Origin of the sequence: Clostridium sp. 'deep sea' (genome assembly GCF_014931565.1) — a bacterium.
Taxonomy (GTDB): Bacteria; Bacillota; UBA994; order PWPR01; family PWPR01.
Map to the genome: position 1 here is coordinate 1,197,225 of NZ_CP063353.1, position 26,888 is coordinate 1,224,112.

Genomic DNA, 26,888 nt, shown 5'->3' on the forward strand with positions numbered 1-26,888 from the left:
AATAATATACTTAATTGAGCTTTATTGAGGCTACATTTATAGACATAGGTAAACTGTAAAACTCATATTTAGCTATTTTTGCTGTTGAGAACAAAACAAGCTCTTTTTTATTTGTAATAGGTAGCAAAGAAGCTGTATTATGCAATTCATTTAAGATTATTTTAAACTGATTTTGAATGTTATTATCTTCAATCATGCAGTTTAAATCAGCAATTAATTTATTTGCTTCTTTAACACCTGCAAGTCCCTGGGCCATAAAGTTGTCCCTAATAGGCTGGCTACCTAAAATACTTATAAATAAATACGGATCATAAGGTAATCCATAGGTTTCTTGCAATGCTAAATCATACTCACCATTGGCTATAGCACTATAGTGGCTATGACCCTCCATACGTTTTGCTGTAATTTTTATTCCTATTTGCGCTAAATCAGTGGCAATTTTAATTGCTAAGCTATCTAAATCTGCTATGCCACCAAAATATAAAAGATCTCCCTCTAAGGTTTGACCATCTTTTTCTAAAATGCCATTACTATTTATAATCCAACCATTGTTATTAAGTATTTCTTTAGCTTTTTCTATATTAAACTCATAAGGCTGCAAATCTACATTACAATAAGGTAAGTGCTGGCTTAATACTGAATTAGCTACTGATTCAATATTGTAAAACAGATTATTACAAATAGATTTTTTATCTAGAGCATGTGCTATAGCAATTCTTACATTTTTATCATTAAAAGCATCTTTAGCAGCATTTATACCTAATAGCCTTGTTACATTACTGCGCTCTGCTACTTCACCTTTAATCTGCTCACTATTTTCTAGACTTTTAAAGCTATCATACAATATATTAGTTGAACCCACGATGATATCTATTTCATTGTTTTTTAAGGCTAGTAATTTAGCATCATTATTTTCAATAACTTTAACTATAAATTTATCGACTTCTGGTTTTTCTCCACTATAATAAGGATTTCGAACAAAGGTATAAGTTAAGTTAGCTTTTTCTCCCTGATACATATAAGGACCAGTTCCATATGTCGCTTGTTTGCTATTGTCATTTAAACTACCGTCTTCGTTATAGGCAGCTAAGCTCATTATTCCAAAGGTATTAAGTGTTGCAAAATCATGTAATGCTCCATAATAGGGAGTTTTTAAATTAATAATTACGGTATAATCATCTGGTGTTTCAATATCGCTAAGCAAAGTACTAGTTAGTCCATATGAGCCATTATAACGCCCTAATAATTTAGGTACATTTTCCACCGATTTTTTAACAGCTGCAGAAGTTAAGTCACTACCATCGCTAAATTTAACATTTTTTTTCAAGGTAAAAGTATAGCTTTTTCCATCCTCTGAGATAAGCCATTTTTCAGCTAAACTTGGCACAATTACACCGTTTTCATATTTAACTAGGGCTTCATAAAAGTTCGGTAAAAATCGATATAAGCCAAAATTTTTGCTTATATTTGGTGCAAAAACACTATGAAAACCACTTTCAAAATTCCAACTCTCACAAAGTCTTATAACTTTTTTACTGCTTGGATTATTACTATATTGGCTACTATTTTGGCAACCACTTACTAATAAAATACTTATCAAAAACAATACCAATAACTTTGTTTTATTGCTTTTCATTTTAATCTCCTTAGTCTTTTATCTTCCTGTAGTTTAAAAATGAACCTTACCAGCTTTAGTTTTTTTCTTAACAGCTTTGGCAATATTGCTGAGCAATAAGCTTTTTACTATAACTATGTTTAAACTCGTTGTCGTCATTAACACTTGCATCTTCAACAATAATTCCATTCTTCATAAAAACAATTCTTTCTGAAATATATAAAGCTACATCAAGGTCATGAGTAATAAATAAAAAGGTACATTTAGCCTCTTGTTGAATGTTTTTTAATAAATCTAAAAGCCTTTTTCTTACTATTACATCTTGGCTACCCAAAGCTTCATCAAAAATAATTAGCTGAGGGCTTACCCCTATTGCTCTAGCAATGTTTACTCTTTTTTGCTCACCTCCACTTAGTTGATAGGGTTTTTTAGTTAAATAAGTTAACGGCAGTTCTACCTGATTCATTAGCTTAGTTACATAGTTGTAACTGTTGGCATTAGTTATATTAATAATATTTTTTAAGGGCTCCATTATTAATTGTTTTACACTTTTACAAGGATCAAGAGCACTTTTACCATCTTGTAACACTAACTGAATATCTTTTCTTTTTTTTAGAATTTGTTTTTTTGTAAGACCAATAATACTCTTATTTTTATAAAGGATATCGCCACTACTCGGTTTTTCAATTAAGCTAATCATTCTGGCTAATGTGCTTTTACCGCTACCACTTTCCCCTACTAAAGAGTAAATTTTATTTTTTTGTAGGATAAAATCTACATTATTTACTGCTGTGAATTTTTCACCATTAACATAATAGTTTTTTGTAAGCTTTTTTATCTTAATCATTTAACTCTCCCCGTTTAAAATACTGGCTCTTAACAGTCTTTTAGTGTATTGCTTTTGAGGATTAAACATAATTTTTTTCAAGCTACCACTCTCTACTAATACACCTTGCTCTAAAACAATTACTTTGTTCGCAATTTGTTTTAGTGCCTGAAAATCGTGGCTTATAAATATTAGGCTTACTCCTTGTGCATTTAGAGACTTTAGAAGATTTAGAGCCACATTTTTATTTTCAGCATCAATAGCAGTAGTAATTTCATCTGCTATAATTAGCCTACTTTCAAGCAAAGTAATTAAGGCAATCATAACTCGCTGCAACATGCCTCCACTAAGTTCATAAGGATAACTCTCCATAATTTTAGTGGCATTTATTAACCCCAAATTTTCTAGTTGCTTTATACACTTGTCCTTAATATCTTGCTTTGAATAAGGGTAATTTGAGCGTATTATTGATGACAATTGCTTTAATATTTTAGTTGAAGGGTCAAAGGCTGTCATAGGGTTTTGAGTGATTAAAGACATCTCTTTACCCAATAAAAGTGACCTTTTTTGAGGTGATAATGCAGTAATATCTTCACCCTTGTAAAACACACTGCCAGTTACCGTAAATTCATTTTTATTTAATAAACCTAAAATACCCATAGTTAAAATACTTTTACCACTTCCACTTTGACCAATAATGCCTACAACATCTCCAGAATTAACCTCAAATGAAATGTTATTAACTATTATTCTTTTATTTTGCAAACTTATTGTTAAGTTTTTTACTTGTAATAGTTTCATTTTAGTTACCTCTCGGTGCAAAAATATCTTTTAAGGCTTCTCCTAATAAGTTAAAACCTGTTGCTGTATATAAAATACATAAACCCGGATAAACTATTAATGCTTTACTTGCATATAAGTATGTTTTGCCATTACTTAGCATAGAACCCCACTCGGGTGTATTTGTGTCTAAACCAACTCCTAAAAAGGCGTAGCCCGATAACATTAAAATTAATGCTCCAATACTGGTGCTAAAATAAACAACTAATGATGGGGCTATATTAGGTAAAATGTGATTAAAGATAATTTGTTTATCACTGCAACCAGCTAGCCTAGAGGAGATAATATAATCTTTATTTTTTTCTATTAAAACATAGCTTCTAATCACCTTTACAAACCACACCCACATAGATAAAACAAAGGAGATTATTAGGCTTTTGATACTGCTGCCTAAAAAACCTGATAAAGCTAATACCACTACTAGTGGTGGAAAACAAATAAATATATTACAAATGCTTTGAAAAATATAATCTACTATGCCTCCAAAGTAAGCAGTTGTTATTCCTAAAGTAACGCTAATTATTATTAAAATTATTAAAACTGTAAGTGCTATAAATAGTGAAAACCTTGCCCCATACATTAATCTTGAAATTATACATCTACCTAATTGATCTGTTCCTAATGGAAATTTATCATTGCCCTCTAAAAATTTGTGACTTATATCAACCTCATTAGGATTATTAGGTGCTATATAGGGTGCCAAAACTGCCACTATTATTACTGTTAATATCATTACTAAACCAATTAAACCCTGTTTATTCTTAAGAATATTTCTCATAATTATTTAACCCCTTGCATGCTAAGTTTTGGCATAAGAAGTTTATTTATAATACTAGCCAAGCTATTACAAGCAATAAATATTAAAGAAATAATCAATACACAACCTGAGATTGCTGGTAAATCTAATTGCATAATGGCATTAAGTAAATACATACCTAGCCCAGGCCAAGAAAAAACGCTTTCTACAATAGCACTACCACCTATCATTAAACCAATGTTTTGAAAAAAGAGAGTTATAACAGGTGGCAAAGAGTTTTTTAACACACTACTAAATATTATTTTGCTCTCCGATTTTCCACTTGCCCTAGCAAAAATAAAGTAATCTTTATTAATTTCACTTAACATATTGCTCCTTAAGAGCCTAACTAATGTTGCTGTTGTTGGTATAGCTAAAGTTAGTGATGGTAAAATAAGTCCTTTTAAGGTTCCAAAATCCATAACATTAAATATTTTAAGATTTACTGCAAATACATATAAAAAGATAAAACCCAACCAAAAACTTGGCACTGATATACCCAAAATAACAAATAATCTTACAAGATGATCTACAAATCTATTTCTAAACTTAACTGCCAGGCAGGCTAAAAATATTGTTAAAGTAATAATCCAAACACAACTACAACCTATTAGTTTTAAGGTTTCTTTAAGCGTTAAACATATATCTTTAATTACCCTATTATTAGTTACCAAAGATTTACCTAAATCGCCTTTACCTAGCTTAACTAAATAGTTAAAGTATTGTTGATAAAGTGGTTGATCATAACCAAGCTCCAGCCTAATACTATTAATCTCTTCTTGAGTTGGATTTATATAAATTCTGCGAGCATATACCTCTGCAGGGTCTGCTTCTGTTAAGCTAAGTAACACAAAAGTAATTATAGTAACCCCAATAATTAGCGTTAGTAAACTTACAATTTTTTTAATCATTATTTAGTGCTCTCCCAATGTCTTTATCTTTATCATTGTTCGACTGCTAGTATATATTTGTTGATAACTATTATCAATACAGCAATATTTACAATCATCCTATCTTTTTTTGTTATTATAATAGAGTTTTTTAAGTATAATAAAAAAAATATCAACAATATTGTGATATAAAAATAAAATATAGTGATATGATTTGAGACAATTTTTAAAATAAAAAAGTCACTGTATTTAATTAACTAAGCTAAAAATAAAACTGATTGTTAGCTTGAGATATAAATACAAGTGAATTATCTTTTTAGGTGTAAATATTAATTTTAAACTAAGCATAACTTACAATATCAATAATTTGATATAAGTAGTAGTTAAACGGACTTGCTGACATATAGGAGAGTAATTTTATCTACTACTTAATAAAGTTAAGTTATTATATTTTAAACAAATGCCACACACACTGATTAACATAAAAACGCATTTCAAAAAGCTTTAGCTGATTTCTAATAATGCTTTGACATACATATTTATAGACCCGTTCTCCCCTAATTTTAATTTCTTCTATACTATTTACTTTTATGTTTTTTATAACAATCTCTTCTTGCTCATTATTCTGCACTAAAAAACGTAAGGGCTTAGGAACACCATCTTTGCTATAGTGAGCCAAGACTTTTACAGGCATAGCACAAACCTTCACAATAACCACCCCCATTAATAGTATACTAATATCTATTTCATTGTATGCGAACATACGTTTGTAGTCAACGAGTATATTTTGGTAAGCTAGGTAGTTATGTAGAAATATGTATACTCTGATTAAACCGCTTATATTTAATAATAATAGGTTGGTGGTTTAACTTACTATAAATCTATTTAACTACACATAAAAGAAACAGGTGCGTTTAGAGTTAAATATATTTTGCCGTAGCAGTAAGTTTATAATTAATAATAAGAGACTATTTTACTTATTATTAATTATTAAAAGTTGATATTATTAGTATTATTTAGTAAAATATTGGGGTGTATATGAATACTTTTACTAGATTTTAGAGGTTTAATTTAAACGTATAGAATAATCTTTAAAAGTCTTATATATACTTAATATCATCAAAATAAACAATAAAGGTTTAAAAAGTAACTTTTTGAAAGGAGCTGTTTAGATAATGAAAAAAACATTTAGAATCAAAAAGGTGGTTCTTGTTTAAACAAAATACAATTTCCACCTACTAATTTTGAAAGGTGAAAAATTATATAATGTTTATTGAATTAAAAAGTAATGATTACTATAAAGTAGCGAAACTATTCAAAATAAACTTTAGTTTAGAAATAGCATCAATTATTAAAAAAAAATGTGGCCAAATATTTGTTGATAATGAACTAAATCCCCAAACAGCCTGCATTTTTAACAACTATCATAATTTTTATATAGCCGGAAAAACAAATAACTCAAGTTTCAACAATGATTTTTCTAATCATTTGTTAAATTCTATATCTCCTACTATGCGTAAAAGCAATTGTTTAGACTTTTATATACATTATGGCGACCTGAATGCATGGTCAGAATTATTAGAAAATATACTAAAAAAACATCATGTTAACAAAATTAATTGGAGATATTATGTATATAATAAAATGAAAACTGATTTAAATATTGAATTACCTAGTGGCTATATTTTAAAGAAAATTGATGCTGAATTATTAAAGCAAGCAGATTTAAAAAATATAAATAAAATTAATACATGGTTATCAGAGACATGGTTAAATCAACAAGACTTTTTGCTAAATGGTTTTGGTTTTTGTATTATTAATGATAATTGTATAGTAAGTTGGTGTCTAGCTGATTTCGTTATTAAAAACAAATGTGAAATTGGAATTGAAACCGATAAAGATTATAGACAAAAAGGATTTGCTACTAAAACACTTTTGGCCTGTGTGAAATATTGCTTATCTATTGGCATAAACTATATCGGGTGGCGCTGTTTAGAATCTAATATAGGCTCTCAAAAAACAGCCGAAAAAGTTGGTTTTAGGTTGGCAAAGAATTACAGTGTTATATTTGGTTGGTATAATCGTTTTGATAATTACTTAGTTCATGCATATAGTTATTATTGTAAACAAAATTATTTACAGGCATCTTTATTATATGAAAAAGCATTTGAATTAATGGCCTTAAATAAAGAAGAAGTACATATATCTCAGATTTGTAACAGTAAAAATAAATTTTGGTTTTACTTCAATGCAGCACGAGTTTATGCCCAGCTTGGTAATATTGAGGCATCAGTAAGTAAATTAAAACTATCATTTAAAATGGGTTTATCTAAAAATATGTTTATTAAAGAAAAATCGTTTAAAGTACTTAATAATCACAAAGAGTTAACTAAACTTCTTAATGAATATAATTAGTATATAATTTTGTAAAAGTAAAACACTACCTTAAGAGGTAGTGTTTTACTTTTAGAGAGTAGTTTTTAGAGTTACAGTATTACACTATTTAAAGAAATTCATAAATATTAAAATAGTTCCTGAGTTAAAAAAGTCTATAAATAAGCTACCGATTAACGGTATTACAAAGAATGCCTTTTGAGATATCCCATATTTGCCAGAAAGAGCATTCATGTTTGCCATGGCATTAGGAGTAGCACCCATACCAAATCCACAGTGTCCACAGGCCATAACAGCAGCGTCGTAGTCTTTACCCATAATATTAAAGGTTACAAAGTAAGCAAATAGCCCCATTAATAATGCTTGAGCCAGTAACATTACAATTAGAGGAACAGCTAAGTCTGCTAATTGCCATAACTTTAAACCCATTAAAGCCATTGCTAAAAACAAAAACAATGAGGTATGACCAATAATATCTATTTCTTTATTAAGTACATTTAATTTTTTTGTAAAATCTGAAATATTTCTCAAAATTGCTGCTACAAACATCGAGCCAAGATATGATGGAAACTTCATGCCTGTTTTTTCGAGCAGATAAGATACTATTGTACCTATGCCCATAGCAATAACTATTTGACATGTCGCTAACATAAAAGACTTGCTATCTAAGGTTTTACTCTTAAATTCTTCTGTGACTTGTTTTTTAACATATTGTTGATCTTGTTGTAAATTATTTTTTTCGATTAGTCTTTTACCCAATGGTCCACCTATCATCGACCCTATAATTAATCCAAATGTTGCAGATGCCAAAGCCACAGTCGTAGCTCCAACAGCACCCGCTTGCTCAAACAACGGAGCAAACGAACCCGATGTTCCGTGTCCACCAGTCATAGGCACCGAACCAGTACTTAAACCAATAAGTGGGTTAATATTAAATACCTTAGCTAAACCTACCCCCACTACATTTTGCAAGGCTACTAAAACTACTGCAATTACTAAAAATACTATAACCTGTACTCCTCCTTTTTTTAGTAGTTTAAAACTAGCTGTAAAACCTACTGTAGTAAAAAAGGCATTCATAAATACATTTTTTAAAGTCATATCCATATTAATTACTAAAAAATCTGTTTGCTTTGCGATAAGTATAAAAATTGCAAATAAAATTCCACCAATTACCGGTGCTGGTATGCAAAAGTTTTCAAGAAATTTAACTCTCTTTTTAATACCCATACCAATAAGTAAAACTACAACAGCAAGTGCAAGCGTTTGCACAATATCTAAGTTTAATACCATAAATATCCCCCCATATAATAATATTTCAAGTAAATAAACTCTCTTTTATTATATGGACGTACGACAATATCCCCCATGTTACGACAAAAACACCCAGTTATTATTTAAATTTTTTAATAACCAAGGTGTTTTTTATATTATTTTTTATTTATTAATATTTTAGCTTAGCTATAAAGCCTTCTAAAAACTTTTTAATAGATATTTTGCCATGCTCGAGATTAGGATTATCAATATATCTTATTTCTTGTTTTACCTGTTTATAATTAAATAAAAGTGAACTATACTCTGTAAATTTAAGGCTATAGTAGTCATCATAACCATGAGCAGCTAGGTTTCTCAAGGCCTTTTGAATAACTCTACGTATCCGTTTTTCTATAGAACGTTTACTTATATTGATATTGTTATTAAAACTAGCCTCCTCAGCAATGCTCTCATAGAGACTTTGTAATTGGTACTTTTGATTTGGTGAAATTTTCTTTAATTTAATGATTTTAAACAACAGCTTTTTAAGCTCATTACTACCCGTTTCACCTGTAATACCAAGGTCTTTAAATATTTTAGTAATTTGAGTATTTAAACTCTCTTCTAGTGATGGAATTACATCACTAGAAACTTTAATATCTAATACTGCATTTTTAATTAAGGCAACAGATTGCTCTAAATCTATGTTTTTACAGACGCCTTTAATAACATTAAAAGCCTCAATATTGTTAATTGGTTTGTTAATAAAAAATATTATGCCACTTTCGTAAGCCTTAGATATCATCTTTTCATCCTCTACCTGAGATATCATAATGAACTTACCTTTAAAGCCTCTACCTCTGGCTAGGTTTATTATTTCTATTCCATCTTTATAAGGCAATAGTAGATCTATTAAAACTATATCGGGGTTAAATAATAGTATTTCATCAACAGCATATTGTCCTGAGTGCAGCTCCTCAACTACCCTTCCTAAGCTATTCTTTTTTATTAAATAGGCAAGCATTTTGCATATGTTTATATCATCGTCTACAATTAAAAATTTTTTATTTGCCATTATTTATCACCTGTTATTAACTTTTTGGGTATTTTAATTGTTACACTAGTACCTTTATTAAGCTCAGATTCAATGTTCATTTCGCCTTGCAACTCATCCAAGATATTTTTAACATGCGACAATCCAATACCAGTAGAGGCTTTGCCTGTAACACTATCAAATTTTGTTGTAAAACCAGGATTAATAATATACGGTAAGATATCGTTATCTATGCCCTCACCAGTGTCTGTAACCTGAAAATAAACAATATCTTTTATTACATATTGATAAACGTTTATACTATCATTTTCTTTACAGGATTGAATGCTATTAATTATTAAATTATTAAGTATAGAAAATAAAGAGTAATAGGTTGATAAAGTCATATCACTTTCACTAAAAAAGGTTAACTTAATATTTAACTTGTTTTCTTTAATATATCTTAGGGTGTTATCTTTTATTATTGTAAAAATATCCGAGATTTTCATGCTATCATCTTTTTCAAAGTTATTTAAAAAGCTTTCAAATCCTTTTATTACTCGGTAATAGTCTTTTTTAATTTCATGGACCTCTCTGGAGATATCGAGAGTTAATTCTTTGAGTTTTGGCTTACTCTTAGTGTTTTCATATAAATTATAACTTTTACTCATTACCTGCTCTATATCATTCATAGATTTTTTTAAGTAAAACATTTCTGCCTGAATATCCGAAACGAGCTTATTAAGCTGAGTATAACGTTTTTGATGCTCCACTGCTTGAACATAAATAGCCTGTTTACGATAAAACCAGTATAATATGTAAGCAAAAAAACTACGAGCAAAGCCAACTACTAAAATAACCTTAATATGTGGTACAGTAAGATTATTTCTTATTAAAGCCTCAATAATATTGCTTATAGAATCTACAAAGGTTAAAAGAGTAAGAGTTGCTAAAAAATTATCTTTATGCTTGCGAAAATTAATTAAATAGGCGATTATTCCATAAACCAAGTAGTACAACATAGCTGGGTAGTTTAGCTGAATTGCTGCTATGAATCCATAAGATTTAAAGGTGACTGCAACAATACTTCTAAAAGCCAATACCGAAATTCCACATAAAACCGTAACAACAGGTATTGAAAAATCATCTACTAGTAAAATAAAAAAGCCTAAGGCAACTACTCCTGCCGAAAACCTTAAAGGGCTAGCAAAAGGATAAAAATATAGTTCACTTAATAACGTAACAGCAATAGTTACTAGTAAATATCTTTTTTTAATTTTAATAACCCCCTATAGCTAGTATGTTCTAATTAAAGTAGGTTAATAACTATTATAAATTGCAATTAGCTAGGGGGCAAGCTGGCAATAAAAATTTATTATATTGAGAACTTTTAATTGATAGATTTCACTCATGCTGAGCAAAATATTCTATGAAATATGTTAATAAATCTATTATTAATGTGTGTTCTTTATAAACCACCAAGATAGCTAAAACTACAAAGGTTTTATATAACTATAGGTTTATGTTCGATATTTTAAAGCTTGTTTTAAGGCTAACAATAATAAGGGCATATACATACTTGCCAATAATAACCGTTGCCACAATCCACTTAAACCAATTATAGAGTTCTGAAAGGTCTCTCTTTCAGACATAATAAATAATACAAAAAGTACTACACTTAGTAAAAAGAAAACAACTGAAATTATTCCAAATAAACTATTGCCTTCTTTAAAGAATACTGCCCCAACTACTAAAGGAATAAAGGTTAAAGCCATAAAACCTAAGCCTGCACCTATTCCATGAATTTTTGAAGCCACTGTTTCTATCTCTTTAACTTCATTTACACTAAATAATCCAGCTAATATTCCTGCACCTATTCCAAACATTAATAATATTATAGCTCCTGCACAAGCATATGCTTTTGAAACTCCTGAATAAACAATATAGAAGTTTACTGCTGAAAAACATATTAATATACCTAAAATAATTAACCAAAGATTATAAAAAAATGCTACTGGACTTTTAGGGTTTCCTAAAACGCTCATAACTTGTTTGCTATGACTATAGCTAGGATAAAACAAAGCTAAAGCATATGCTGCCACAAAATCTCCAACTATTGCTATTGTTAACAATATCCAACTCAATTTAGAGCCCCATAAATTCATAAACTTTCTCCTTCTTGATGTCCCATTACTCCATACTAATTTAATATACCTTGAGACAGCTATTATTACACAATATTCAATAACAAATAATTATATTTAATTATATATATTAATTATTAAATAAGTATTTGTAAAAAAATTAATTTTATTAATATTAACTTTCACAAGTCAAGTATAACATATTTGCAATGATTTAAGGAAGTTAGCTTATCTATTTTTTTATAAAACCCATAAAAAAATATAAAACTATTTATTAAATCACTTACATAAAATAACACCAAAACTAACATAAAAAAGTTCTAAATACCCAATAGGCGTTTAGAACTTTAGCACTTTATAAAAAATATAGTTACACTATCACTAATAATAAGTTTTTGGTAATCCAGCAACATTATCAATAGGTATAGTAAACATAATACCCATGCCTGGTTGATGTAAATCTCCTAAAATATCTTCAGCACCTTTAAATGCTGGCTCTACTAAGCTATCATCTATTACAGATAGTATAGTTTTGTTATAGGGTCGACCTCCATCTATCACCCTACGCAAGGAGTGCATTAATGCAAAACTAGCGGTTGAATGATGATAAGCCATAGTACGCCCTACCCCCATACTATCAAGTACTGTTGCACCTTTAATACCAATTGAATTAAATTTATGGAGTACGTCTTCTAAGTATGATGTCTTATTCAGTATTAATACCAACAACTTCATAATATGACCCCCAATTTGTTTTAATAAGACGAACTTTGCTGATTAACTTCTCCGGCTTTGGTAATAGCATACTTGGCACAAAATGGACCAATTATTTCAAAAAAAACAACCCCACCTAATACTATTGTCATCAACTGTGATCCTATATTTGGAAATGCACTATTAGCTAAAGTCCCTAGTCCTATAGCTACACCTGCTTGAGGCAATAAGCCTAAACCTAAGTATTTTACAATGGTTTTTGGCGCTGCTGTAGATTTAGCCCCTAGAGCTGCTCCTAAAACTTTGCCAAGAGTTCTGGCAACAAGATAAGCAATACCTAAATAACCTATATGTGATAATTCTCTAAGATGTAGTGTTGCTCCTGCTACCGTAAAAAATAATAAGTAGAGCGGTGGGCAAAAACAGTTTGCTAAATGAAATATGCGTTTTCTATCTCCTAGTAAGTTAGCAACAGTTGCTCCAATCATCATACAAGCTAATAAGGCAGATAAATTAAAGATAATTGCAATGCCAGAAGTCATTATAACTAAACCTAATATGGCAATTAAGGTCTCTTCATCACTCCTAAAGTATTTGTGACTAATTGTAAATATAAACCCTGCAATTAAGCCAAGTAATAACGATGCAGAAATCTCAATAAATGGTTGCCATATCATATGACTTACAGATAAAACTTCATTACTAACTGAGGTTTTAGATAAAGACAATGAAATGCCAAAAACAATAATACAAATTGCATCATCTATGGCTACCACTGGCAGCAAAGTTCTTACTAGTGGCCCATCTGCTTTATACTGTTTTATTACCATTATTGTTGCTGCAGGTGCTGTAGCACATGAAATTGCACCCAGTAATAAACTAAAAGCTAAGCTCTTACTAAATAAAAAAAAGCAGATACTAAATACAAAAGCAAAGGTTAATAATGCTTGGGTTACTGTAATTATAAAAATATTTTTACCCAGTGTTTTTAACCTTTTAAAATTAAACTCTGATCCTATGGTGAAAGCTATTAATGCTAACGCCATTTCACTAACAACAGCCATATTACCTAATACGGACTGATTAACAATATTTAATACCGCAGGTCCTACAAGAATACCAGCCAGCAAATACCCCGTAACCGATGGTGCCTTAAGCACTCTTGCCAGTTTCCCTCCCAACATTCCAGCCACAATTAAGAGCCCGATGTAAAACATAAGTCAGCCTTCTCTCTTAATAGACATATTACACTAAGCATATACATTCATGTCATAAATATACTTATTTTTTGAAGTATGATATGCTTTATAAAATTATATATAATAATTACAATCTGCTATATTCTACAATTGATAATTAATCTCCTCTAAGTTACTTGGATTTTATTGCCTAATTATAAAATTAATTTTAGGACTACTTATAAGTAATACAATGATTTAATCTATCCTTATCCATTAAAATTTTAAACTGTTTAAATCCTATTGACATAATTATTATGAGAGTGTTATAATTCATTTTGCGTTACAAAAAAACAACATAATATGGGGGTATAGCTCAGCTGGGAGAGCGCTTGACTGGCAGTCAAGAGGTCAACGGTTCGATCCCGTTTATCTCCACCATAGATAAAGGTTCTAAGTACAACGAAAATTACTTAGGACTTTTTTATTTATAATAGAACCGATTGACCTCGGTTAAAATAGATGATTTTCGAGAATGTTCCTCAATCAAGGCACTAGTCATATTTTAGAATTAGGCAATACAACAGTATACCTAATTCTAAAATATGGCGTATAACGAAGAGTGAGGTCATTCTCGGAAATCATCAGAGGTCAACGGTTCGATTCCGTTTACCATCTCCACCATAGATAAAGGTTCTAAGTACAACGAAAGTTACTTAGGACTTTTTTATTTACAATAGACCGATTGACCTCGATAAAGCTGAAGTTCGAGAATGTTTCCTGCGGCGCTAGCTTAATTTTATATTTTGGTAATACGAGCTGAACTGATCCTCCCAAAGTAGACACGTAATTAATTAAAATTACAAGACTACAATGGGAGGTTTATAAAATGACAAGAAAATATAAATATAGTAAAGAAGAAAAAATAGCAGCATGTAAAAAATACATTGAAGGAAACATGGGATACAGAGGGGTAGCCAAGGAGTATGGTTGTAACCATATGATGCTAAGACAGTGGTGTTTGACGTATAAGATTCATGGAGAAAAAGCATTCGATCCTAAAGAAAAGAATAGACAGTATACAAAAGGATTCAAAGAATCAGTAATTAAAGAATATCAAACAGGAGAATATGGGCTGCAGGATTTAAGTGCAAAATACGATATAACATCTACAACTATTTCTAAGTGGATCAGTAAGTATTATAATGGTATAGATTTAAGAAATTATAAGACTAAAGGAGAAATCTGTACCATGAAATCTCATAAAACTACCTTTGATGAACGGTTAGAAATAGTTAAGTGGGTTATTGAGAATGGAATGAACTATAAAGAGGCTACAAAGAAGTTTAATAATGCCTACCATAATATATACAATTGGACTCAGTCTTATTTAAAAATGGTGCAGATGGACTTAGACATCAGAAGCGTGGTCCAAAAAAATTAGAAGACATAGATTTATCTAAACTAAGTGAGGTAGAGAGATTAAAGCTTGAGCTTAAAATGGAGAGAGAGCTTAGAAAAAGACGAGAATTTGAGATTGAAGTACTCAAAAAAAAGAGGAGTTTCAAAAAAATATACTCTCTCAAAAGTAAGAAATGAATCTAGTTACAAAACAGTAAAATATTACAGTGAAAAGGGTTATAAAGTAAGCATAATCTGTAATGTCTTAGGAATCTCACGAAGTGCATATTACAAACATAGGAATAGAGAAAAATCTATAAAAGAAAAGAACGATGAATTAGTATGTACTTTAATAAAAGAGTACCATTCAACCTTTGACGGTATTCTGGGCTATAGAAGAATGACCATGTTTATAAATAGGCTTAACCATAAGTCTTATTCAAAGGGATATATTCATCGCTTAATGAAATTTCTAGGCATCAAAGCTAGAATTAGGTTGAAGAAAGTAAGTCGCAAAATAGTTGAACCCAATTACACTAAGGATAATGTGTTAGCTAGGAATTTTAAAGCAGAAAAACCAAATGAAAAATGGCTCACTGATGTAACAGAGTTTAGTATTCCTAATGACAGTCGTAAACTCTTTTGAGTCCTATAATGGATCTATATGATAATAGCATTATTGAATATAAGTTATCCTTTAGGAATAATAACCAACTAGTGTTTAGCATGTTTGATAATGCGATAAAAAAATATCCTAATGCTAAACCAATATTTCATAGCGATAGAGGTTTTCAATACACTACAAGTCTTTTTAAGAAAAGAATTAAGGATTCTGAGATGATTCAAAGTATGTCACGTGTTGGTAAGTGTATTGACAATGGTCCAATGGAATGCTTCTTTGGCATACTTAAAACAGAGATGTTCTATGGTAAAAAGTTTAATTCATTAGAAGAGTTAAAATCTAAGATTATTAGCTATATTAAGTTTTACAATGAGAAAAGGTTTCAAAAAAAGCTAAGGTGCTTAGCTCCTTTAGAGTTTAGAAGACAAGCACCTATTTGATTTTATTTATTGTCTACTTTCAATGGGTCAGTTCAAGCAGTATACCTAAATATAAAATTAAGCGTACAACGCAGAGAGGGAGCATTCTCGAGGTTCAGCAGAATGAGTTTAAGTAGATTAATTTCTTTTTAGCTTACTTTTATTAGTTACTTTACTACAATTTTTGTAAATATTCTTTATTTCAATAATAAGCTATTTAACTATATTCAGTTTGGAGTTCTTGTCGTTTTCTATTACAATCTTCCACAGCAATTTCGATTACCTTTATTATTGATTCATCTTTATATTTTTTAATTCCAAGAACCCATGGAAATTTTGTAAAATGCTCAAACATTGAGTATTCTCTCTCTCCCTCTAGGATTAACGGTTGTACAATTACTGATGGATTATTTGGAACTATTGTCTTTAACTCATGTCCTATACTTTTAGCATCTGTTAAATCTGCAATAATGTATTTAGACATACTTGCTAAAACTTGCACTGTTTCAGTTATATCAATTGTACTTGGACCATTAAAATCATATAATATTGGTACATAATTATACTTTCTTAATTCGCTTTTTATCTTACGAAGAATAGTTATTCTCTTTTGTGTGAAACGTCCCAAAATTAAGACTGTCTTTGTTGTTAAAGTCTCAAGTACAAACCTTAAATTTGCATTATTAATAATTAAATATAAGAATTGAGCCATTTCAATGTTATCAACTGTGATAGGGTTTTCATCCTCATTATCAGTTATTATTAAGTCTCTCTGGATTGTATTCTTTAGCACCAAATCCCATGAAGATATGCCATATACTCTACAGTTTAATAAACTAGAATTACTAAAGTCAGTTTTTACAAAATTAATATAACTCATGTTACAATTCACTAATTTACAGTTGAGAAATTTTGTCTCTTTTGCAGAGCAATATGAAAAATCAACTGATTCAAAAGAACAGTTCTCAAATGTAGTTGAGCCTAATTTGGATACCCTCATTCTTACATTTTTAAACTTACAGTTTATAAAATTTGCATAACATACATCAATAAAGTTCATTGATGCATATCCAAATGTACAATCAAGAAATGTTCCATCTCTCATAGTTGCTTCACTAAAATTGGTCTCATCAAAATTGTATCCTTCTAAATGAAACATTTCATATTTCTCAATGTGTTCCTTTTCATTATAGAAATTGTAGTTTCTCAAATTAGGTTTTATTGCTGGATTCTCAGTTCTCCATTTATTCCATTTAACTTTACCTTCTCTGAACACTTTAAAGTTCTTCTGATTCTTCACTATATACACCAACCCTATATTTAAATTGCTAAACTAATTTCTATTACATAATTTTAAAAGTACAACAGAAATCTTTGTTAAATGAGATACTTAATTTATCCATCTGTATGTAATCCATCTATTCTATTAAACAATCCTCCTGTATCAATGGCATTTACTATAATTTTATTCGTCATAGAATGGAGTAAACCTTAAGCTTGAATAAATCATAAACTAGTGTACATCACAAAACTGACCATGACTTAAAGATTTAATTACAAAAAGTATACATTGAAATTTAGTACTTTTTTTATTAAACATTATGTAGAACTCTTCTGTTATTTGTACTATTACTATGAAAAGCGTGCTTTTTTCTTACAAATTCTTAATACTATTAATAATAAACAATTTTAATAAATATCCTATTAAATACACTTTATATGAGAGTATATTTAATGTCAATATATTACATAATATCTCTTACATATTGCTATGTAAACTTCATTACAAGCCAAGAAATTCAATAAATACTCATGTAAGCCCTACAATACTTTTTAATTACATCAACTCAGCCTATTCTTAATTTCTTACTTAACAAGACTTGCAATAATTATTTACAAGTGTTAATATATTTACATGTGTAAAGAAATTTCATTAAGACAAAAAAACAAAGCTCGAATTAAGTTGAATGTGTTAGACAGTATGTTGTTACTACTTGAGGATTGCTCATTTGAGGAGCTAAAAGTCAGTGACATATGTGAACGTGCAGCTGTATCTAGGGTTACTTTTTACAGCTATTTTCCAAAAAAGGAGGATTTATTAGGATATTATGTAACAGTATGGTGTTTTAAACTTGCTGTGAACCTGTTTATTAATCCTAAAAGAGGTAAACATGCACTTTTGTGTTTTTTTGAAGAAGTCGTAGAGACTCCTAAAGTGCTAATACTGACTATAATGAGATTTTTGGCTAATGGAGCATATGAGAATTATAATAAGCTGAGCGATGCCGAAAAGGCTCTAATGTACCCAAATAAACAGTATGTGTTCGATATAAGGATTCTTGGGTTAGATGAAATCTTTAGAAAACACATTTCAGAAGCAATTACTGATGGTGAACTAGATCCTAGAACTAACCCTGCAGAGACAGCCATCATGTTAAACTCTGTACTATTTGGAACAGTATTATCAGCTCATATGTACGGTATTACAGATGTACATTCTCTATATAAGAAAAACCTTGATATGTTGTACTTAGGTGCTAAGAACATAATAAGTACAAAAGATGAGGAACATGATTAAGAGATATAAATTAATTAATTCATTAGGAGGAAGGGTGTATGCGTAAGCGTGATTTAACAAAAGGAAGCGTAATAAATAATCTGTTATTCATGGCTTTACCTGCAATGCTTGGCTTGTTCACCAATACACTATATGACATTGTAGACATGATGTGGATTGGTAGAATATCTGCAACTGCAGTGGCCTCTGTAACGGTGTTTTGTACTATTCTAGGGCTAATTTCTGTTCTAAATAGTATCATAGGTAATGGTTCAGTTCCTGTTTTGGCTCAAAGTTTTGGTTCTGCTGATCTAGAGAAGTCTCGCAAGGCAGTTGCCAACACTTTTGCATTTAAGCTAATAGTTGGACTTGTTGGAGCACTATTACTCTACCTAATTTTAAAACCCACTATTAGTCTCTTTACAAAAGACGTAAATATGCTAAATGGAGCACTAGAGTACGGACGCATTAGAACTATTTTCTTACCTATTATGTTTTCATCTTATACTGTTAGCACAGCACTAAGATGTAGTGGAGACTCTAAGAGCCCTATGTATATAGCAATACTCGCTTCGGTATTAAATATAGTATTAGACCCCATTTTTATTTTTAGTAGAATACCCATTTTAGGAATAAAAGGGTTAGGTCTCGGTATATTTGGTGCTGCACTGGCAACAGTAATCTCCACAACTGTATCATTCTTGATTGGCTTTTGGATTCTCTTCGGTCCTAAGAGTAAGCTTAGCCTGCGTATAAGTGACCTCTTTAAAATTGATTGGACTGTAGCAATGAAAATTACTCGTATTGGTGGTCCGCAGGCTTTAGCAAATTTACTTAGAAATATGGCTAATGTTATTATTCTAGGATTCGTAACTTTATATGGGACTATGGCTGTAGCAGCATTCGGTATTTTGGGTAGAATTATGGGTCTTATGGTTATGCCAAGTAATGGTCTTGTGCAGGGTGGAGGCGCAGTGGTTGGGCAAAACGTAGGTTGTGGAAAAATTGAACGTGCTGAGAAAACTGCACTTATTGCTGGAAAGCTAGGTGGAGGCATTATGATAGTTGTGAGTGCACTTGGTTTTGTATTCGCACCACAAATAATGGGACTATTCTCTAATGAGATTGAGGTATTAGCAATTGGTATTCCAGCCTTTAGAATTGCTTTTCTATGCCTGCCAATCTTGGGTTTTTCTCAAGGTATAGCTACTCTGTTTATTGGTACAGGTTATACGCTACCATTCTTTATAGGTGGCATAGTTGGTCAATGGTTAATTCAGGTTCCCTTCCTATACTTGGTGTCTCGAGTATTACATTTACCATTTACCTATATAGCAGCAAGCTTCATTGTATATGCAATTGGTGAGGGATTAGTTACCTTATATTATTATAGAAGTGGTAAATGGAGAAATACAATTGAACATAATGTTTCTAGTTTGGCTGCAAGTAGTTAAGTTTATTATATGATCACAACCCAAAAGACTATAATTTGATAATACATAAACACCAATCTCCAAAAATGGGAGATAAATAAATATTATAGTGAAAAATAAAAGAATATATTATGAGAGTAGGGGGCGATTTCCAAACCGCCCCGTTGTTTGAAATTAACTGAGAGTGAATTTGAAATATAAAAATTTACCACTTAGCAAATTAAAAACTTAAACCAATTTCATAAGCCTGTTTTAAGGCTTCTTTATTTTGCAGTATTTCACCCTTTTTATGGGCGCTAATCACTAGTGGTTTAAGCTGTTTTATTCCTAAAGCAGTAAATGCCATATCGAACATATCTATAGTAGGTTGAGCGACTTTCATTTTAGTATCACCCATGGTTATTAGTAAAGCTACTTTTTTATTACTACAATCCATGGCTTTATAAAAGCTATACCAACGATCAACCATTAGTTTTAATTGGGCTGATGGTCCCCACCAATAAATAGGGGTTGCTATAATCCACACATCTGCTTCTTGTAGTTTACGGTAGATTAGCTGCATATCATCATTTATGATACATTTATGGCCATTGCTGCGGCAAAAGTCACAGGCTTTACAAGGAGAGATTACTTTTAGGTCTAAATAGATTTTTTCTACCTCTGCACCCTTTTCACGAGCTGCTTTAAGGCATTCATTTAATAATAAATCTGAGTTACCATTTATACGTGGGCTACCAGCAAATGCTATTACTTTCATTAATGCTACACCTCTATTTATCTTTTTACGTTTATATTATAACAAATAATCAAACTCATAATATAATTTTAAAAAATAAGAGGCTAAACAATCTCTTATTTGGCTTTAGCTACTGTTCCATCACTTAAAGTAAGCTGCCCGATTATTTTAGTATTTTTTATTTGCAAAATCATTAAATCTATCATGTCTAATTCATTTGTAATATTACCAGATACTTCAGTATTGTTTAGCCATAAAAAACGTAAACTTTTTAATGATTTTAGGCAATTAATATCACCTTTAACTGTAGTATCGCTTAAATCAATTCCTCATTTTAATATACCTCAAACAGCTATTTTTGTAAATGATTTTTACTTGTTGGTTGTTTAGTAAACTTCAAAACAAAACAACAAATAAGTTGAACGGCACGGAAACACGTTTACTACGATTTTTAACAAAACGTTAGTTAAAAAATTATGCTGTAGGTAGTCACATACGTATAATTCCGTTATGGATACTTAAGCAACACTTTAAAAGTTTTAAACTATATAAATAACAAATGGGCAATCGGTTTAAAAAATTCACCGATTGCCCTTTTTTAGTTTTTATTTAGTTGCCTTTTTAAGTTCCTCTATTAACTGCTCTACCGTAGTAATGTTTGGTAGCTGTAATACCTGCTTTAAGCTTTGCTCTTTATTTATATCAGCAGGTAAATATTTAATATCTTTTTGATCCTTTTTATAAGCAACGAATTGAATTCTATCACTGCTTTCTGTTGGTGGATCAAACGTAAAAGCATCATATGCTTTTATGCTTTTAAACCCTGTCTCCACTAAAGCTGCTACTATTTCGGTTATAGACCATGCTCGCTGATAATGCTCTTCATCACAACGATAGTACAAACCTGTTTCTTCATATGGCATAAAAAAAGTTATTTGCATATTTAATATATTAGACTCATCATCAAAAAAATTATCCCAAATATAACCTACATCATTGGTTATATCCGAAAAATTATTATTTCCTAGGAAATTTTTTAGTTTATTATAACTGCTTATGTCGAATAAAAACACTCCATCATAATCTAAATGATCGTAAATTCTAGTTAGTGTTTTTAATAACTCTTTTTCAGTTGTTATGTAATTAAATACGTCACATGTACTAATTATTACATCATACTCCCGTGACAAATTTAATTGCTGAATGTTTTGATGTACAAATTGAAGTTGGGGTTTTACATGTTTCCATGCCATATTTAGCATTGCAGTAGATGAATCTACACCTGTAACTGTAAACCCTTGCTTAGCCATTAAATTGCTTATAGTGCCTGTACCACAGCCTGCATCCAGTAATTTAATGCCCTTTGGGTTTTTATTAATCAGCTCTATAAGGTAGCTACTCCAATTATTATAGTCAACATTCATAAGTGTGTCGTAGCATACCGCTAAATGTTGGTAAGCGGTTGTAGTCATTTATAACACCTCAGTTATTTCTGCATCTGACCAAAGTCTTTCTAAATCATAATAATCTCTTGCTTTATCATTAAATACATGAACAATGAAATCAGCGTAATCAAGAAGAATCCAATTACATTCTTTATCTCTCTCTATGGTAGTAGCCAATAACTCATCATTATCTTTAAACGACTTAGATATATGCTCCGCTATCGCCTCTACTTGTTTAGTATTTGTTGCACTTAAAATTACAAAATAGTCCGTCATGGCAGTTAGTTTACGTAAATCCATTAGTACAGGTCTATTTGCTTTTTTTTCTTGTGCGTATTCAATAGCTTTTAATGCTCTCTCTTTAATTTGCAAAATTTAGCCTCCTATTATCTGTTATTATTATTGTAGCTTTATTTTTGTGTTCTATCCAGTTCAAAGCAGTTATTTTTGCATTTTTCTTATTAAACAGCTTATTTAGGCTAGCTTTTTAACATTTTACTTTATTCTCTGGCTTTTTTAAATAGTAAAGTGAGTAGTTTAGGAATTTAAATTGTAGCAAATTAAGAGTTGTTTATTTTTATTGTAGTATTCTATTATATTATGTTAGCCTGTATTGTGTGACAATATTTTAATAATAAACACGTAAAAAGCAACCATTCATTTAAAATAGACAGCTAATAAAAACTGACCTTTTTTATAATAGCACTTTATTACTTAATATAAAAAATAAACTGCCAAACACAGTTTATTTTTTTATATAATCTTTTCCTAAAACTATTACAATATCATCTGTTACGCTTTCCTCTTTACCACTATATATATTATATTCTGCGTTTACTAAAGATGCTATATATTTAGCTATGTTATCTTCGGTATAGCTAATGACTTGGCTTACTGCAATATTCTTTTGAGCATTATCTCCTGCTGTTGCACTTATATTAGGATAGTTATTCAATTTTTTTGCAACATCAGTAGCTAAATTATTTACAGTAGTACCATTAAGCACCCTTATGTTAAGTGTTTTAGTTATATCTGGAGCATAGTGTTTCTGCAATATTGTATCAAGTTCTGCTCTGTTCTGCTCCGATACTTCATAATTATTACCTACAGTTTCGCCTGGCAGGGTAATAATATTTATATCATTTTCTAGATCAAACCCCATGACAACTTCTGTAAACATTTTAAACATAAACGATGCTGTCATATTGGTAGTTACACCCTCTGCTAAGATATCCTCTATTTGCCCTATGTTTAAGATAGTATTGAGTTTTAAGGCTTGATTTATAGCAGAATTCATGTATTTTTTTTGCCGCTGTATTCTACCTATATCCCCCAGTGGATCACAGGTATGGTCATTATTTTTGCGCCATCTTAAGTACTCTTCAGATTGCTGTCCATTAAGCACATAATCTCCCGGGGTAAAATGAATATGAAGGTTCCCTACCTTATCATCCCAATCCATGTATCTCTCTATCTTAATAGGTACTCCACCAATAGCATCAACTAGTTTATGCAATACTGTATAGTTAATTCTAGCATAATAATGAATATTGGTGTTTAATAAACGTTCTACTGTTTCAATAGCTAATGGTAAACCTCTATAGGCATGGGCAGCATTTATTTTGTTTATTCCATAGGGTTTGCCTGTATATTTAAAATGGCCTGGTATAAAAGCCTGTGTATCTCTTGGAATAAACATTACTAAAACCTTACCAGTTGTTGGATTATAGCTAGCAAATATATTGGTATCTGCTCTTGACCCAAATTTATCTATACCAATAATTAAAGCATTTATGTTTTCATTGTCTACTGGTTTTTCAATAATGCTAAAGTCTGAATTATTTAATTTATTTAAAAATGACCATACTCGGTATCCTGCATAACCCGCAGACACTGCAAGTATTAGTAAAACTACAAACAGAATCTTTAGCCACAGTTTTTTAGGCTGTTTTGTATTTATTATTTGGGAACTCATTTATTCTCTCCACTTATGTACTTTTTTTATTTATGCTAACTATTTTATACTTAAAATGTTATTGCGTCAAAATTCCACCTTTTTAGTTGTAAGTACTATCTACAATTATTTAACAAAGGCTCTCCCTAGTTTTTGGAGAGCCTTTAGTTTATTTGGTTTTAAAGTCTTCACCAATAATAATTACAATATCATCAGTGGTATTTTCATCTGTACCACGGTAAATGTTATATTCACCATCTACCATACCAGCTACATATTTTGCAATGGTATCTTCTGTATAACTTATAACCTCAGTTACTGTTACATCTTTAGTTTTATAATCACCAGCTGTAGCTTTAACATGAGGGTATTTGTTTAAATTCTCAGCAACCTTACTAGCTAAACCGGTTTTAGAAGTACCATTAAGTACTCTTACATTCACTGTTTCTTTTATATCTGGAGCCAAATGATTTTGTAACATGGTGCCTAACTTAGCTCTGTTTTCATCGTTTACAATCCAATATGAGGCTCCGCCTTCCGAAAATTCACCAGGAACTGTTGTAAAGGTTAAATCATTATCAAAGTCAAAACCCCATACAACATCTTTTAACATTTTTATCATAAATGATGCAGTCATATTTGTATCTATGCTATCTGATACTATTTCTTCCATTTTTCCTAAATTCATTAGGTTACTTACTTTTAAAAACTGGTTTAAGGCAGATTTCAAGAATTCTTGTTGACGCTGAACTCTTCCCAAATCACCTAATCCATCACCTGTTCCATCAGTATTTTTACGCCACCTTAAAAACTCTTCGGCCTTTTGACCGTCAAGGGTAACTTTTCCAGGCTTAAAATCAATATGCAAATTACCAGCATTGTCATCATATTTCATTCTAAATTTTATATCTACTGGTACCCCACCAACTGCATCAACTAGCTTATGCAATGCAGAATAGTCTAAACGAGCATAATAGTGGATATCTACCCCTAAAAATCTTTTAACTGTATCAACCGCTAGGGGTATTCCCCCAAAAGAGTGCGCTGCATTAATTTTTTGTAAGCCATATGGTTTACCACTGCTTTTCCAATATCCTGGTACAAATGTTTTTGTATCACGAGGTATCGACATTGCTAACACTTTTTCTGTATTAGGGTTATAGCTTACAAAAATTAAGGTATCTGACCTGCCAGGTAAATGATCTACACCCATTATTAATAGATTTATGGTTTCATTATCTGCTGGTTTATCTATAAGTTCTAAGTCTAAGCCATCATTTAGCCCCTGTAAAAAGGCCCAAGCGCGGTATCCTGTATAACTTACAGCCAATATTACTGATAATAATATTATTAGTAATATTCTTCTCCAGCGTTTTTTGGGTTTACGGCTTTTACTACGCTCATTATTCATTTTATCTCTCCATCTTCCCCACTTGTTTCTTTATTTTAGTATATATTTGGTTACGGGCTTTTATTGTGTGGGTATCAATAATAAGATTATTATTTATCAAGTACTTTAATACACTATCCATTACCTTAACTGTTAAGCTGTTAAGAGGCTCTCCTACCAAATTCCTTAACTCTGTTACTCCATAAAAACTTCTACTGGGCTCTATAATATCGGCAATATATATAATTTTTTCGAGCTTACTCATATTTTCTCTACCTGTTGTGTGATAATATATGGCATTTATAATATTTTTATTTAGCTCAGGATAATATTCTAAAGCTAAATGAGCCCCAACAGGCCCATGCAGTAATTGAGGCTCTATTCGCCATATATCATTTATTATAATATCAAATTTTTCTGCTTTAAGCAACAATTCTTCATTTTTAAGATTCTTAGCACAGTCATGCAAAAGCCCAGCAATTTCTGCACTTTTTGTATTTACATTATAAATCGTTGCCAATTTTACGGCTGTATTTGCAACTGCAATGCTATGTTTAAAACGTTGTGCAGACAAATTTTGTTCCATTAATTTTGTTATTTCTTTAATATTCATTAACATCACCTAATATTTTAATAGAGGTTATTTTTTTCTATATATATTTCTACTTTATTTGGTAATAAGTACTTTATACTCTTACCATCTTTAATGTTATTTCTTATACCAGTAGAAGAAATTTTAATAGGCATTAAATTTATTAAAGATAAATTGGCAATATTTTTCTGTAATAAAGTACTATTCTTAACGATTTCTTTTAAGCTGTAACTAGGTCTGGCTACCGCAATAAAGTTGTTATTAGCAAGCAAATCACTTGCCTTATACCAATTAGGCATATCCGCTAACATATCTGCCCCACAAATAAAGTAAATTTGAAAATCCTCTCCATACAAATCCTTTAATTGCTTTAGTGTTTCTACTGTGTAAGATAAACCTTTACGTTTAATTTCAAGGTCTGAGACCTCAAAATATTCATTTTCTTGGGTAGCTAAATTACACATTTCTAATCTATGACTAGCCTCAGAAATGTGTTTTGTTTGTTTATGGGGGGGGATAGCAGAAGGCATAAATATCACTTTAGATAATTTATGTTTTAACCTAGCATTTTCTGCTATATATAAATGCCCGTTGTGAATTGGGTCAAAGGTTCCTCCGAAAATACCTATTTTTGTTTTTGACTTCATAATGGTAC

Annotated in this window: 28 protein-coding genes and 1 tRNA gene; 9 read left to right on the forward strand and 20 right to left on the reverse strand. The window is 30.6% G+C overall.

Translation table 11 applies throughout. The features are described 5' to 3' along the window. Nucleotides 1-10: 10 nt before the first annotated feature. The 6 genes from IMX26_RS05655 to IMX26_RS05680 all read right to left on the reverse strand — a co-directional run bounded on the left by IMX26_RS05655 (nt 11) and on the right by IMX26_RS05680 (nt 5,730). Entirely contained in the window at nt 11-1,636 is a 1,626-nt protein-coding gene (locus tag IMX26_RS05655) for an ABC transporter substrate-binding protein (RefSeq protein WP_195160709.1), read from the reverse strand. A 67-nt stretch (nt 1,637-1,703) separates the two neighbouring features. Continuing rightward, entirely contained in the window at nt 1,704-2,462 is a 759-nt protein-coding gene (locus tag IMX26_RS05660) for a dipeptide/oligopeptide/nickel ABC transporter ATP-binding protein (RefSeq protein WP_195160710.1), read from the reverse strand. Continuing rightward, nucleotides 2,463-3,242: an ABC transporter ATP-binding protein gene (locus IMX26_RS05665; RefSeq protein WP_195160711.1), complete on the reverse strand. Its 780-nt coding sequence runs from the start codon at nt 3,240-3,242 to the stop codon at nt 2,463-2,465. A gap of 1 nt (nt 3,243) precedes the next feature. Next, a complete protein-coding gene (locus IMX26_RS05670) occupies nt 3,244-4,059 on the reverse strand; it encodes an ABC transporter permease subunit (protein WP_243259314.1) in 816 nt (271 codons plus the stop codon). A gap of 2 nt (nt 4,060-4,061) precedes the next feature. After that, nucleotides 4,062-4,988 carry an ABC transporter permease gene (locus IMX26_RS05675; protein ID WP_195160712.1) on the reverse strand — a complete coding sequence of 309 codons (927 nt, stop codon included), beginning with the start codon at nt 4,986-4,988 and terminating at the stop codon, nt 4,062-4,064. Nucleotides 4,989-5,412: 424 nt separating this feature from the next. Beyond that, complete coding sequence (locus IMX26_RS05680; RefSeq protein ID WP_195160713.1) at nt 5,413-5,730, reverse strand: hypothetical protein; 318 nt, start codon at nt 5,728-5,730, stop codon at nt 5,413-5,415. Nucleotides 5,731-6,233: 503 nt separating this feature from the next. Here IMX26_RS05680 and IMX26_RS05685 point away from each other — a divergent pair. Further along, nucleotides 6,234-7,382: a GNAT family N-acetyltransferase gene (locus IMX26_RS05685; RefSeq protein WP_195160714.1), complete on the forward strand. Its 1,149-nt coding sequence runs from the start codon at nt 6,234-6,236 to the stop codon at nt 7,380-7,382. A gap of 84 nt (nt 7,383-7,466) precedes the next feature. On the opposite strand, the gene gltS is transcribed toward IMX26_RS05685, so the two are convergent. The 3 genes from gltS to IMX26_RS05700 all read right to left on the reverse strand — a co-directional run bounded on the left by gltS (nt 7,467) and on the right by IMX26_RS05700 (nt 10,748). Then, a complete protein-coding gene (gene gltS, locus IMX26_RS05690; RefSeq protein ID WP_195160715.1) occupies nt 7,467-8,654 on the reverse strand; it encodes a sodium/glutamate symporter in 1,188 nt (395 codons plus the stop codon). Between the two features lie 151 nt (nt 8,655-8,805). Further along, nucleotides 8,806-9,690 carry a DNA-binding domain-containing protein gene (locus tag IMX26_RS05695; protein WP_195160716.1) on the reverse strand — a complete coding sequence of 295 codons (885 nt, stop codon included), beginning with the start codon at nt 9,688-9,690 and terminating at the stop codon, nt 8,806-8,808. Next, nucleotides 9,690-10,748: an ATP-binding protein gene (locus IMX26_RS05700; protein WP_195160717.1), complete on the reverse strand. Its 1,059-nt coding sequence runs from the start codon at nt 10,746-10,748 to the stop codon at nt 9,690-9,692. The genes IMX26_RS05695 and IMX26_RS05700 overlap by 1 nt, the downstream gene beginning before the upstream one ends. On the opposite strand from IMX26_RS05700, the gene IMX26_RS05705 reads away from it, so the two are divergent. Then, nucleotides 10,720-10,866 (forward strand): hypothetical protein, encoded by a 147-nt coding sequence (locus tag IMX26_RS05705; RefSeq protein WP_195160718.1) that lies wholly within the window; start codon nt 10,720-10,722, stop codon nt 10,864-10,866. The two genes, IMX26_RS05700 and IMX26_RS05705, sit on opposite strands and share 29 nt — an antisense overlap. Before the next feature lie 302 nt (nt 10,867-11,168). Here IMX26_RS05705 and IMX26_RS05710 read toward each other — a convergent pair whose 3' ends face one another. The 3 genes from IMX26_RS05710 to IMX26_RS05720 all read right to left on the reverse strand — a co-directional run bounded on the left by IMX26_RS05710 (nt 11,169) and on the right by IMX26_RS05720 (nt 13,723). Then, the gene (locus IMX26_RS05710; RefSeq protein ID WP_195160719.1) at nt 11,169-11,813 is read right to left on the reverse strand and encodes a DUF998 domain-containing protein; all 645 of its coding nucleotides are present in this window, start codon (nt 11,811-11,813) and stop codon (nt 11,169-11,171) included. Between the two features lie 360 nt (nt 11,814-12,173). Next, nucleotides 12,174-12,527, reverse strand: a complete 354-nt coding sequence (locus tag IMX26_RS05715; protein WP_195160720.1) for a hypothetical protein — start codon at nt 12,525-12,527, stop codon at nt 12,174-12,176. A gap of 20 nt (nt 12,528-12,547) precedes the next feature. Beyond that, the gene (locus tag IMX26_RS05720) at nt 12,548-13,723 is read right to left on the reverse strand and encodes a cation:proton antiporter (protein WP_195160721.1); all 1,176 of its coding nucleotides are present in this window, start codon (nt 13,721-13,723) and stop codon (nt 12,548-12,550) included. Nucleotides 13,724-14,049: 326 nt separating this feature from the next. On the opposite strand from IMX26_RS05720, the gene IMX26_RS05725 reads away from it, so the two are divergent. The 4 genes from IMX26_RS05725 (at nt 14,050) to IMX26_RS05740 (ending at nt 16,147) form a co-directional block, all read left to right on the forward strand. Continuing rightward, nucleotides 14,050-14,125 (forward strand) — tRNA-Ala (locus IMX26_RS05725). Nucleotides 14,126-14,573: 448 nt separating this feature from the next. Beyond that, nucleotides 14,574-15,128, forward strand: coding sequence for a transposase (locus IMX26_RS05730; RefSeq protein ID WP_195160722.1), 555 nt, complete (start codon nt 14,574-14,576; stop codon nt 15,126-15,128). A gap of 45 nt (nt 15,129-15,173) precedes the next feature. Beyond that, nucleotides 15,174-15,731, forward strand: coding sequence for an IS3 family transposase (locus tag IMX26_RS05735; RefSeq protein WP_195160723.1), 558 nt, complete (start codon nt 15,174-15,176; stop codon nt 15,729-15,731). A gap of 8 nt (nt 15,732-15,739) precedes the next feature. Further along, a complete protein-coding gene (locus tag IMX26_RS05740) occupies nt 15,740-16,147 on the forward strand; it encodes an IS3 family transposase (protein ID WP_195158755.1) in 408 nt (135 codons plus the stop codon). Between the two features lie 196 nt (nt 16,148-16,343). Here IMX26_RS05740 and IMX26_RS05745 read toward each other — a convergent pair whose 3' ends face one another. After that, nucleotides 16,344-17,426: a pentapeptide repeat-containing protein gene (locus IMX26_RS05745; RefSeq protein ID WP_195160724.1), complete on the reverse strand. Its 1,083-nt coding sequence runs from the start codon at nt 17,424-17,426 to the stop codon at nt 16,344-16,346. Between the two features lie 615 nt (nt 17,427-18,041). On the opposite strand from IMX26_RS05745, the gene IMX26_RS05750 reads away from it, so the two are divergent. Together IMX26_RS05750 and IMX26_RS05755 are read left to right on the forward strand one after the other, a co-directional pair. Beyond that, the gene (locus IMX26_RS05750; protein ID WP_195160725.1) at nt 18,042-18,704 is read left to right on the forward strand and encodes a TetR/AcrR family transcriptional regulator; all 663 of its coding nucleotides are present in this window, start codon (nt 18,042-18,044) and stop codon (nt 18,702-18,704) included. A gap of 38 nt (nt 18,705-18,742) precedes the next feature. Beyond that, nucleotides 18,743-20,137: an MATE family efflux transporter gene (locus tag IMX26_RS05755; RefSeq protein ID WP_195160726.1), complete on the forward strand. Its 1,395-nt coding sequence runs from the start codon at nt 18,743-18,745 to the stop codon at nt 20,135-20,137. Nucleotides 20,138-20,336: 199 nt separating this feature from the next. On the opposite strand, the gene IMX26_RS05760 is transcribed toward IMX26_RS05755, so the two are convergent. Continuing rightward, a complete protein-coding gene (locus tag IMX26_RS05760) occupies nt 20,337-20,873 on the reverse strand; it encodes a flavodoxin family protein (protein ID WP_195160727.1) in 537 nt (178 codons plus the stop codon). A 183-nt stretch (nt 20,874-21,056) separates the two neighbouring features. On the opposite strand from IMX26_RS05760, the gene IMX26_RS05765 reads away from it, so the two are divergent. Continuing rightward, the gene (locus IMX26_RS05765) at nt 21,057-21,242 is read left to right on the forward strand and encodes a hypothetical protein (RefSeq protein ID WP_195160728.1); all 186 of its coding nucleotides are present in this window, start codon (nt 21,057-21,059) and stop codon (nt 21,240-21,242) included. 215 nt (nt 21,243-21,457) lie between these two features. On the opposite strand, the gene IMX26_RS05770 is transcribed toward IMX26_RS05765, so the two are convergent. From IMX26_RS05770 to nadD, 6 genes are all read right to left on the reverse strand, one after another. Further along, the gene (locus IMX26_RS05770) at nt 21,458-22,276 is read right to left on the reverse strand and encodes a class I SAM-dependent methyltransferase (RefSeq protein ID WP_195160729.1); all 819 of its coding nucleotides are present in this window, start codon (nt 22,274-22,276) and stop codon (nt 21,458-21,460) included. Between the two features lie 48 nt (nt 22,277-22,324). Next, the gene (gene rsfS, locus IMX26_RS05775) at nt 22,325-22,669 is read right to left on the reverse strand and encodes a ribosome silencing factor (RefSeq protein WP_207729326.1); all 345 of its coding nucleotides are present in this window, start codon (nt 22,667-22,669) and stop codon (nt 22,325-22,327) included. A 373-nt stretch (nt 22,670-23,042) separates the two neighbouring features. Then, complete coding sequence (locus IMX26_RS05780; RefSeq protein WP_195160730.1) at nt 23,043-24,272, reverse strand: LCP family protein; 1,230 nt, start codon at nt 24,270-24,272, stop codon at nt 23,043-23,045. Between the two features lie 148 nt (nt 24,273-24,420). Beyond that, nucleotides 24,421-25,662, reverse strand: coding sequence for an LCP family protein (locus tag IMX26_RS05785; protein ID WP_195160731.1), 1,242 nt, complete (start codon nt 25,660-25,662; stop codon nt 24,421-24,423). A gap of 1 nt (nt 25,663) precedes the next feature. After that, the gene (gene yqeK / locus IMX26_RS05790; RefSeq protein WP_195160732.1) at nt 25,664-26,254 is read right to left on the reverse strand and encodes a bis(5'-nucleosyl)-tetraphosphatase (symmetrical) YqeK; all 591 of its coding nucleotides are present in this window, start codon (nt 26,252-26,254) and stop codon (nt 25,664-25,666) included. 17 nt (nt 26,255-26,271) lie between these two features. Continuing rightward, nucleotides 26,272-26,880 carry a nicotinate-nucleotide adenylyltransferase gene (nadD, locus tag IMX26_RS05795; protein WP_195160733.1) on the reverse strand — a complete coding sequence of 203 codons (609 nt, stop codon included), beginning with the start codon at nt 26,878-26,880 and terminating at the stop codon, nt 26,272-26,274. Between the last annotated feature and the right edge of the window lie 8 nt (nt 26,881-26,888).

What these genes read in the sequence shown, in the direction of transcription:
- IMX26_RS05720 (WP_195160721.1), bottom strand. Translation starts at nt 13,723, where the DNA reads ATGTTTTACATCGGGCTCTTAATTGTGGCTGGAATGTTGGGAGGGAAA.
- IMX26_RS05785 (WP_195160731.1), bottom strand. Translation starts at nt 25,662, where the DNA reads ATGAATAATGAGCGTAGTAAAAGCCGTAAACCCAAAAAACGCTGGAGA.
- IMX26_RS05675 (WP_195160712.1), bottom strand. Translation starts at nt 4,988, where the DNA reads ATGATTAAAAAAATTGTAAGTTTACTAACGCTAATTATTGGGGTTACT.
- IMX26_RS05765 (WP_195160728.1), top strand. Translation starts at nt 21,057, where the DNA reads ATGTCTAATTCATTTGTAATATTACCAGATACTTCAGTATTGTTTAGC.
- IMX26_RS05710 (WP_195160719.1), bottom strand. Translation starts at nt 11,813, where the DNA reads ATGAATTTATGGGGCTCTAAATTGAGTTGGATATTGTTAACAATAGCA.
- IMX26_RS05695 (WP_195160716.1), bottom strand. Translation starts at nt 9,690, where the DNA reads ATGGCAAATAAAAAATTTTTAATTGTAGACGATGATATAAACATATGC.
- gltS (WP_195160715.1), bottom strand. Translation starts at nt 8,654, where the DNA reads ATGGTATTAAACTTAGATATTGTGCAAACGCTTGCACTTGCTGTTGTA.
- IMX26_RS05715 (WP_195160720.1), bottom strand. Translation starts at nt 12,527, where the DNA reads ATGAAGTTGTTGGTATTAATACTGAATAAGACATCATACTTAGAAGAC.
- IMX26_RS05680 (WP_195160713.1), bottom strand. Translation starts at nt 5,730, where the DNA reads ATGTTCGCATACAATGAAATAGATATTAGTATACTATTAATGGGGGTG.
- IMX26_RS05665 (WP_195160711.1), bottom strand. Translation starts at nt 3,242, where the DNA reads ATGAAACTATTACAAGTAAAAAACTTAACAATAAGTTTGCAAAATAAA.
- IMX26_RS05750 (WP_195160725.1), top strand. Translation starts at nt 18,042, where the DNA reads ATGTGTAAAGAAATTTCATTAAGACAAAAAAACAAAGCTCGAATTAAG.
- IMX26_RS05770 (WP_195160729.1), bottom strand. Translation starts at nt 22,276, where the DNA reads ATGAATGTTGACTATAATAATTGGAGTAGCTACCTTATAGAGCTGATT.
- IMX26_RS05755 (WP_195160726.1), top strand. Translation starts at nt 18,743, where the DNA reads ATGCGTAAGCGTGATTTAACAAAAGGAAGCGTAATAAATAATCTGTTA.
- IMX26_RS05780 (WP_195160730.1), bottom strand. Translation starts at nt 24,272, where the DNA reads ATGAGTTCCCAAATAATAAATACAAAACAGCCTAAAAAACTGTGGCTA.
- IMX26_RS05740 (WP_195158755.1), top strand. Translation starts at nt 15,740, where the DNA reads ATGGATCTATATGATAATAGCATTATTGAATATAAGTTATCCTTTAGG.
- IMX26_RS05655 (WP_195160709.1), bottom strand. Translation starts at nt 1,636, where the DNA reads ATGAAAAGCAATAAAACAAAGTTATTGGTATTGTTTTTGATAAGTATT.
- IMX26_RS05730 (WP_195160722.1), top strand. Translation starts at nt 14,574, where the DNA reads ATGACAAGAAAATATAAATATAGTAAAGAAGAAAAAATAGCAGCATGT.
- nadD (WP_195160733.1), bottom strand. Translation starts at nt 26,880, where the DNA reads ATGAAGTCAAAAACAAAAATAGGTATTTTCGGAGGAACCTTTGACCCA.
- IMX26_RS05660 (WP_195160710.1), bottom strand. Translation starts at nt 2,462, where the DNA reads ATGATTAAGATAAAAAAGCTTACAAAAAACTATTATGTTAATGGTGAA.
- IMX26_RS05685 (WP_195160714.1), top strand. Translation starts at nt 6,234, where the DNA reads ATGTTTATTGAATTAAAAAGTAATGATTACTATAAAGTAGCGAAACTA.
- IMX26_RS05670 (WP_243259314.1), bottom strand. Translation starts at nt 4,059, where the DNA reads ATGAGAAATATTCTTAAGAATAAACAGGGTTTAATTGGTTTAGTAATG.
- IMX26_RS05760 (WP_195160727.1), bottom strand. Translation starts at nt 20,873, where the DNA reads ATGAAAGTAATAGCATTTGCTGGTAGCCCACGTATAAATGGTAACTCA.
- yqeK (WP_195160732.1), bottom strand. Translation starts at nt 26,254, where the DNA reads ATGAATATTAAAGAAATAACAAAATTAATGGAACAAAATTTGTCTGCA.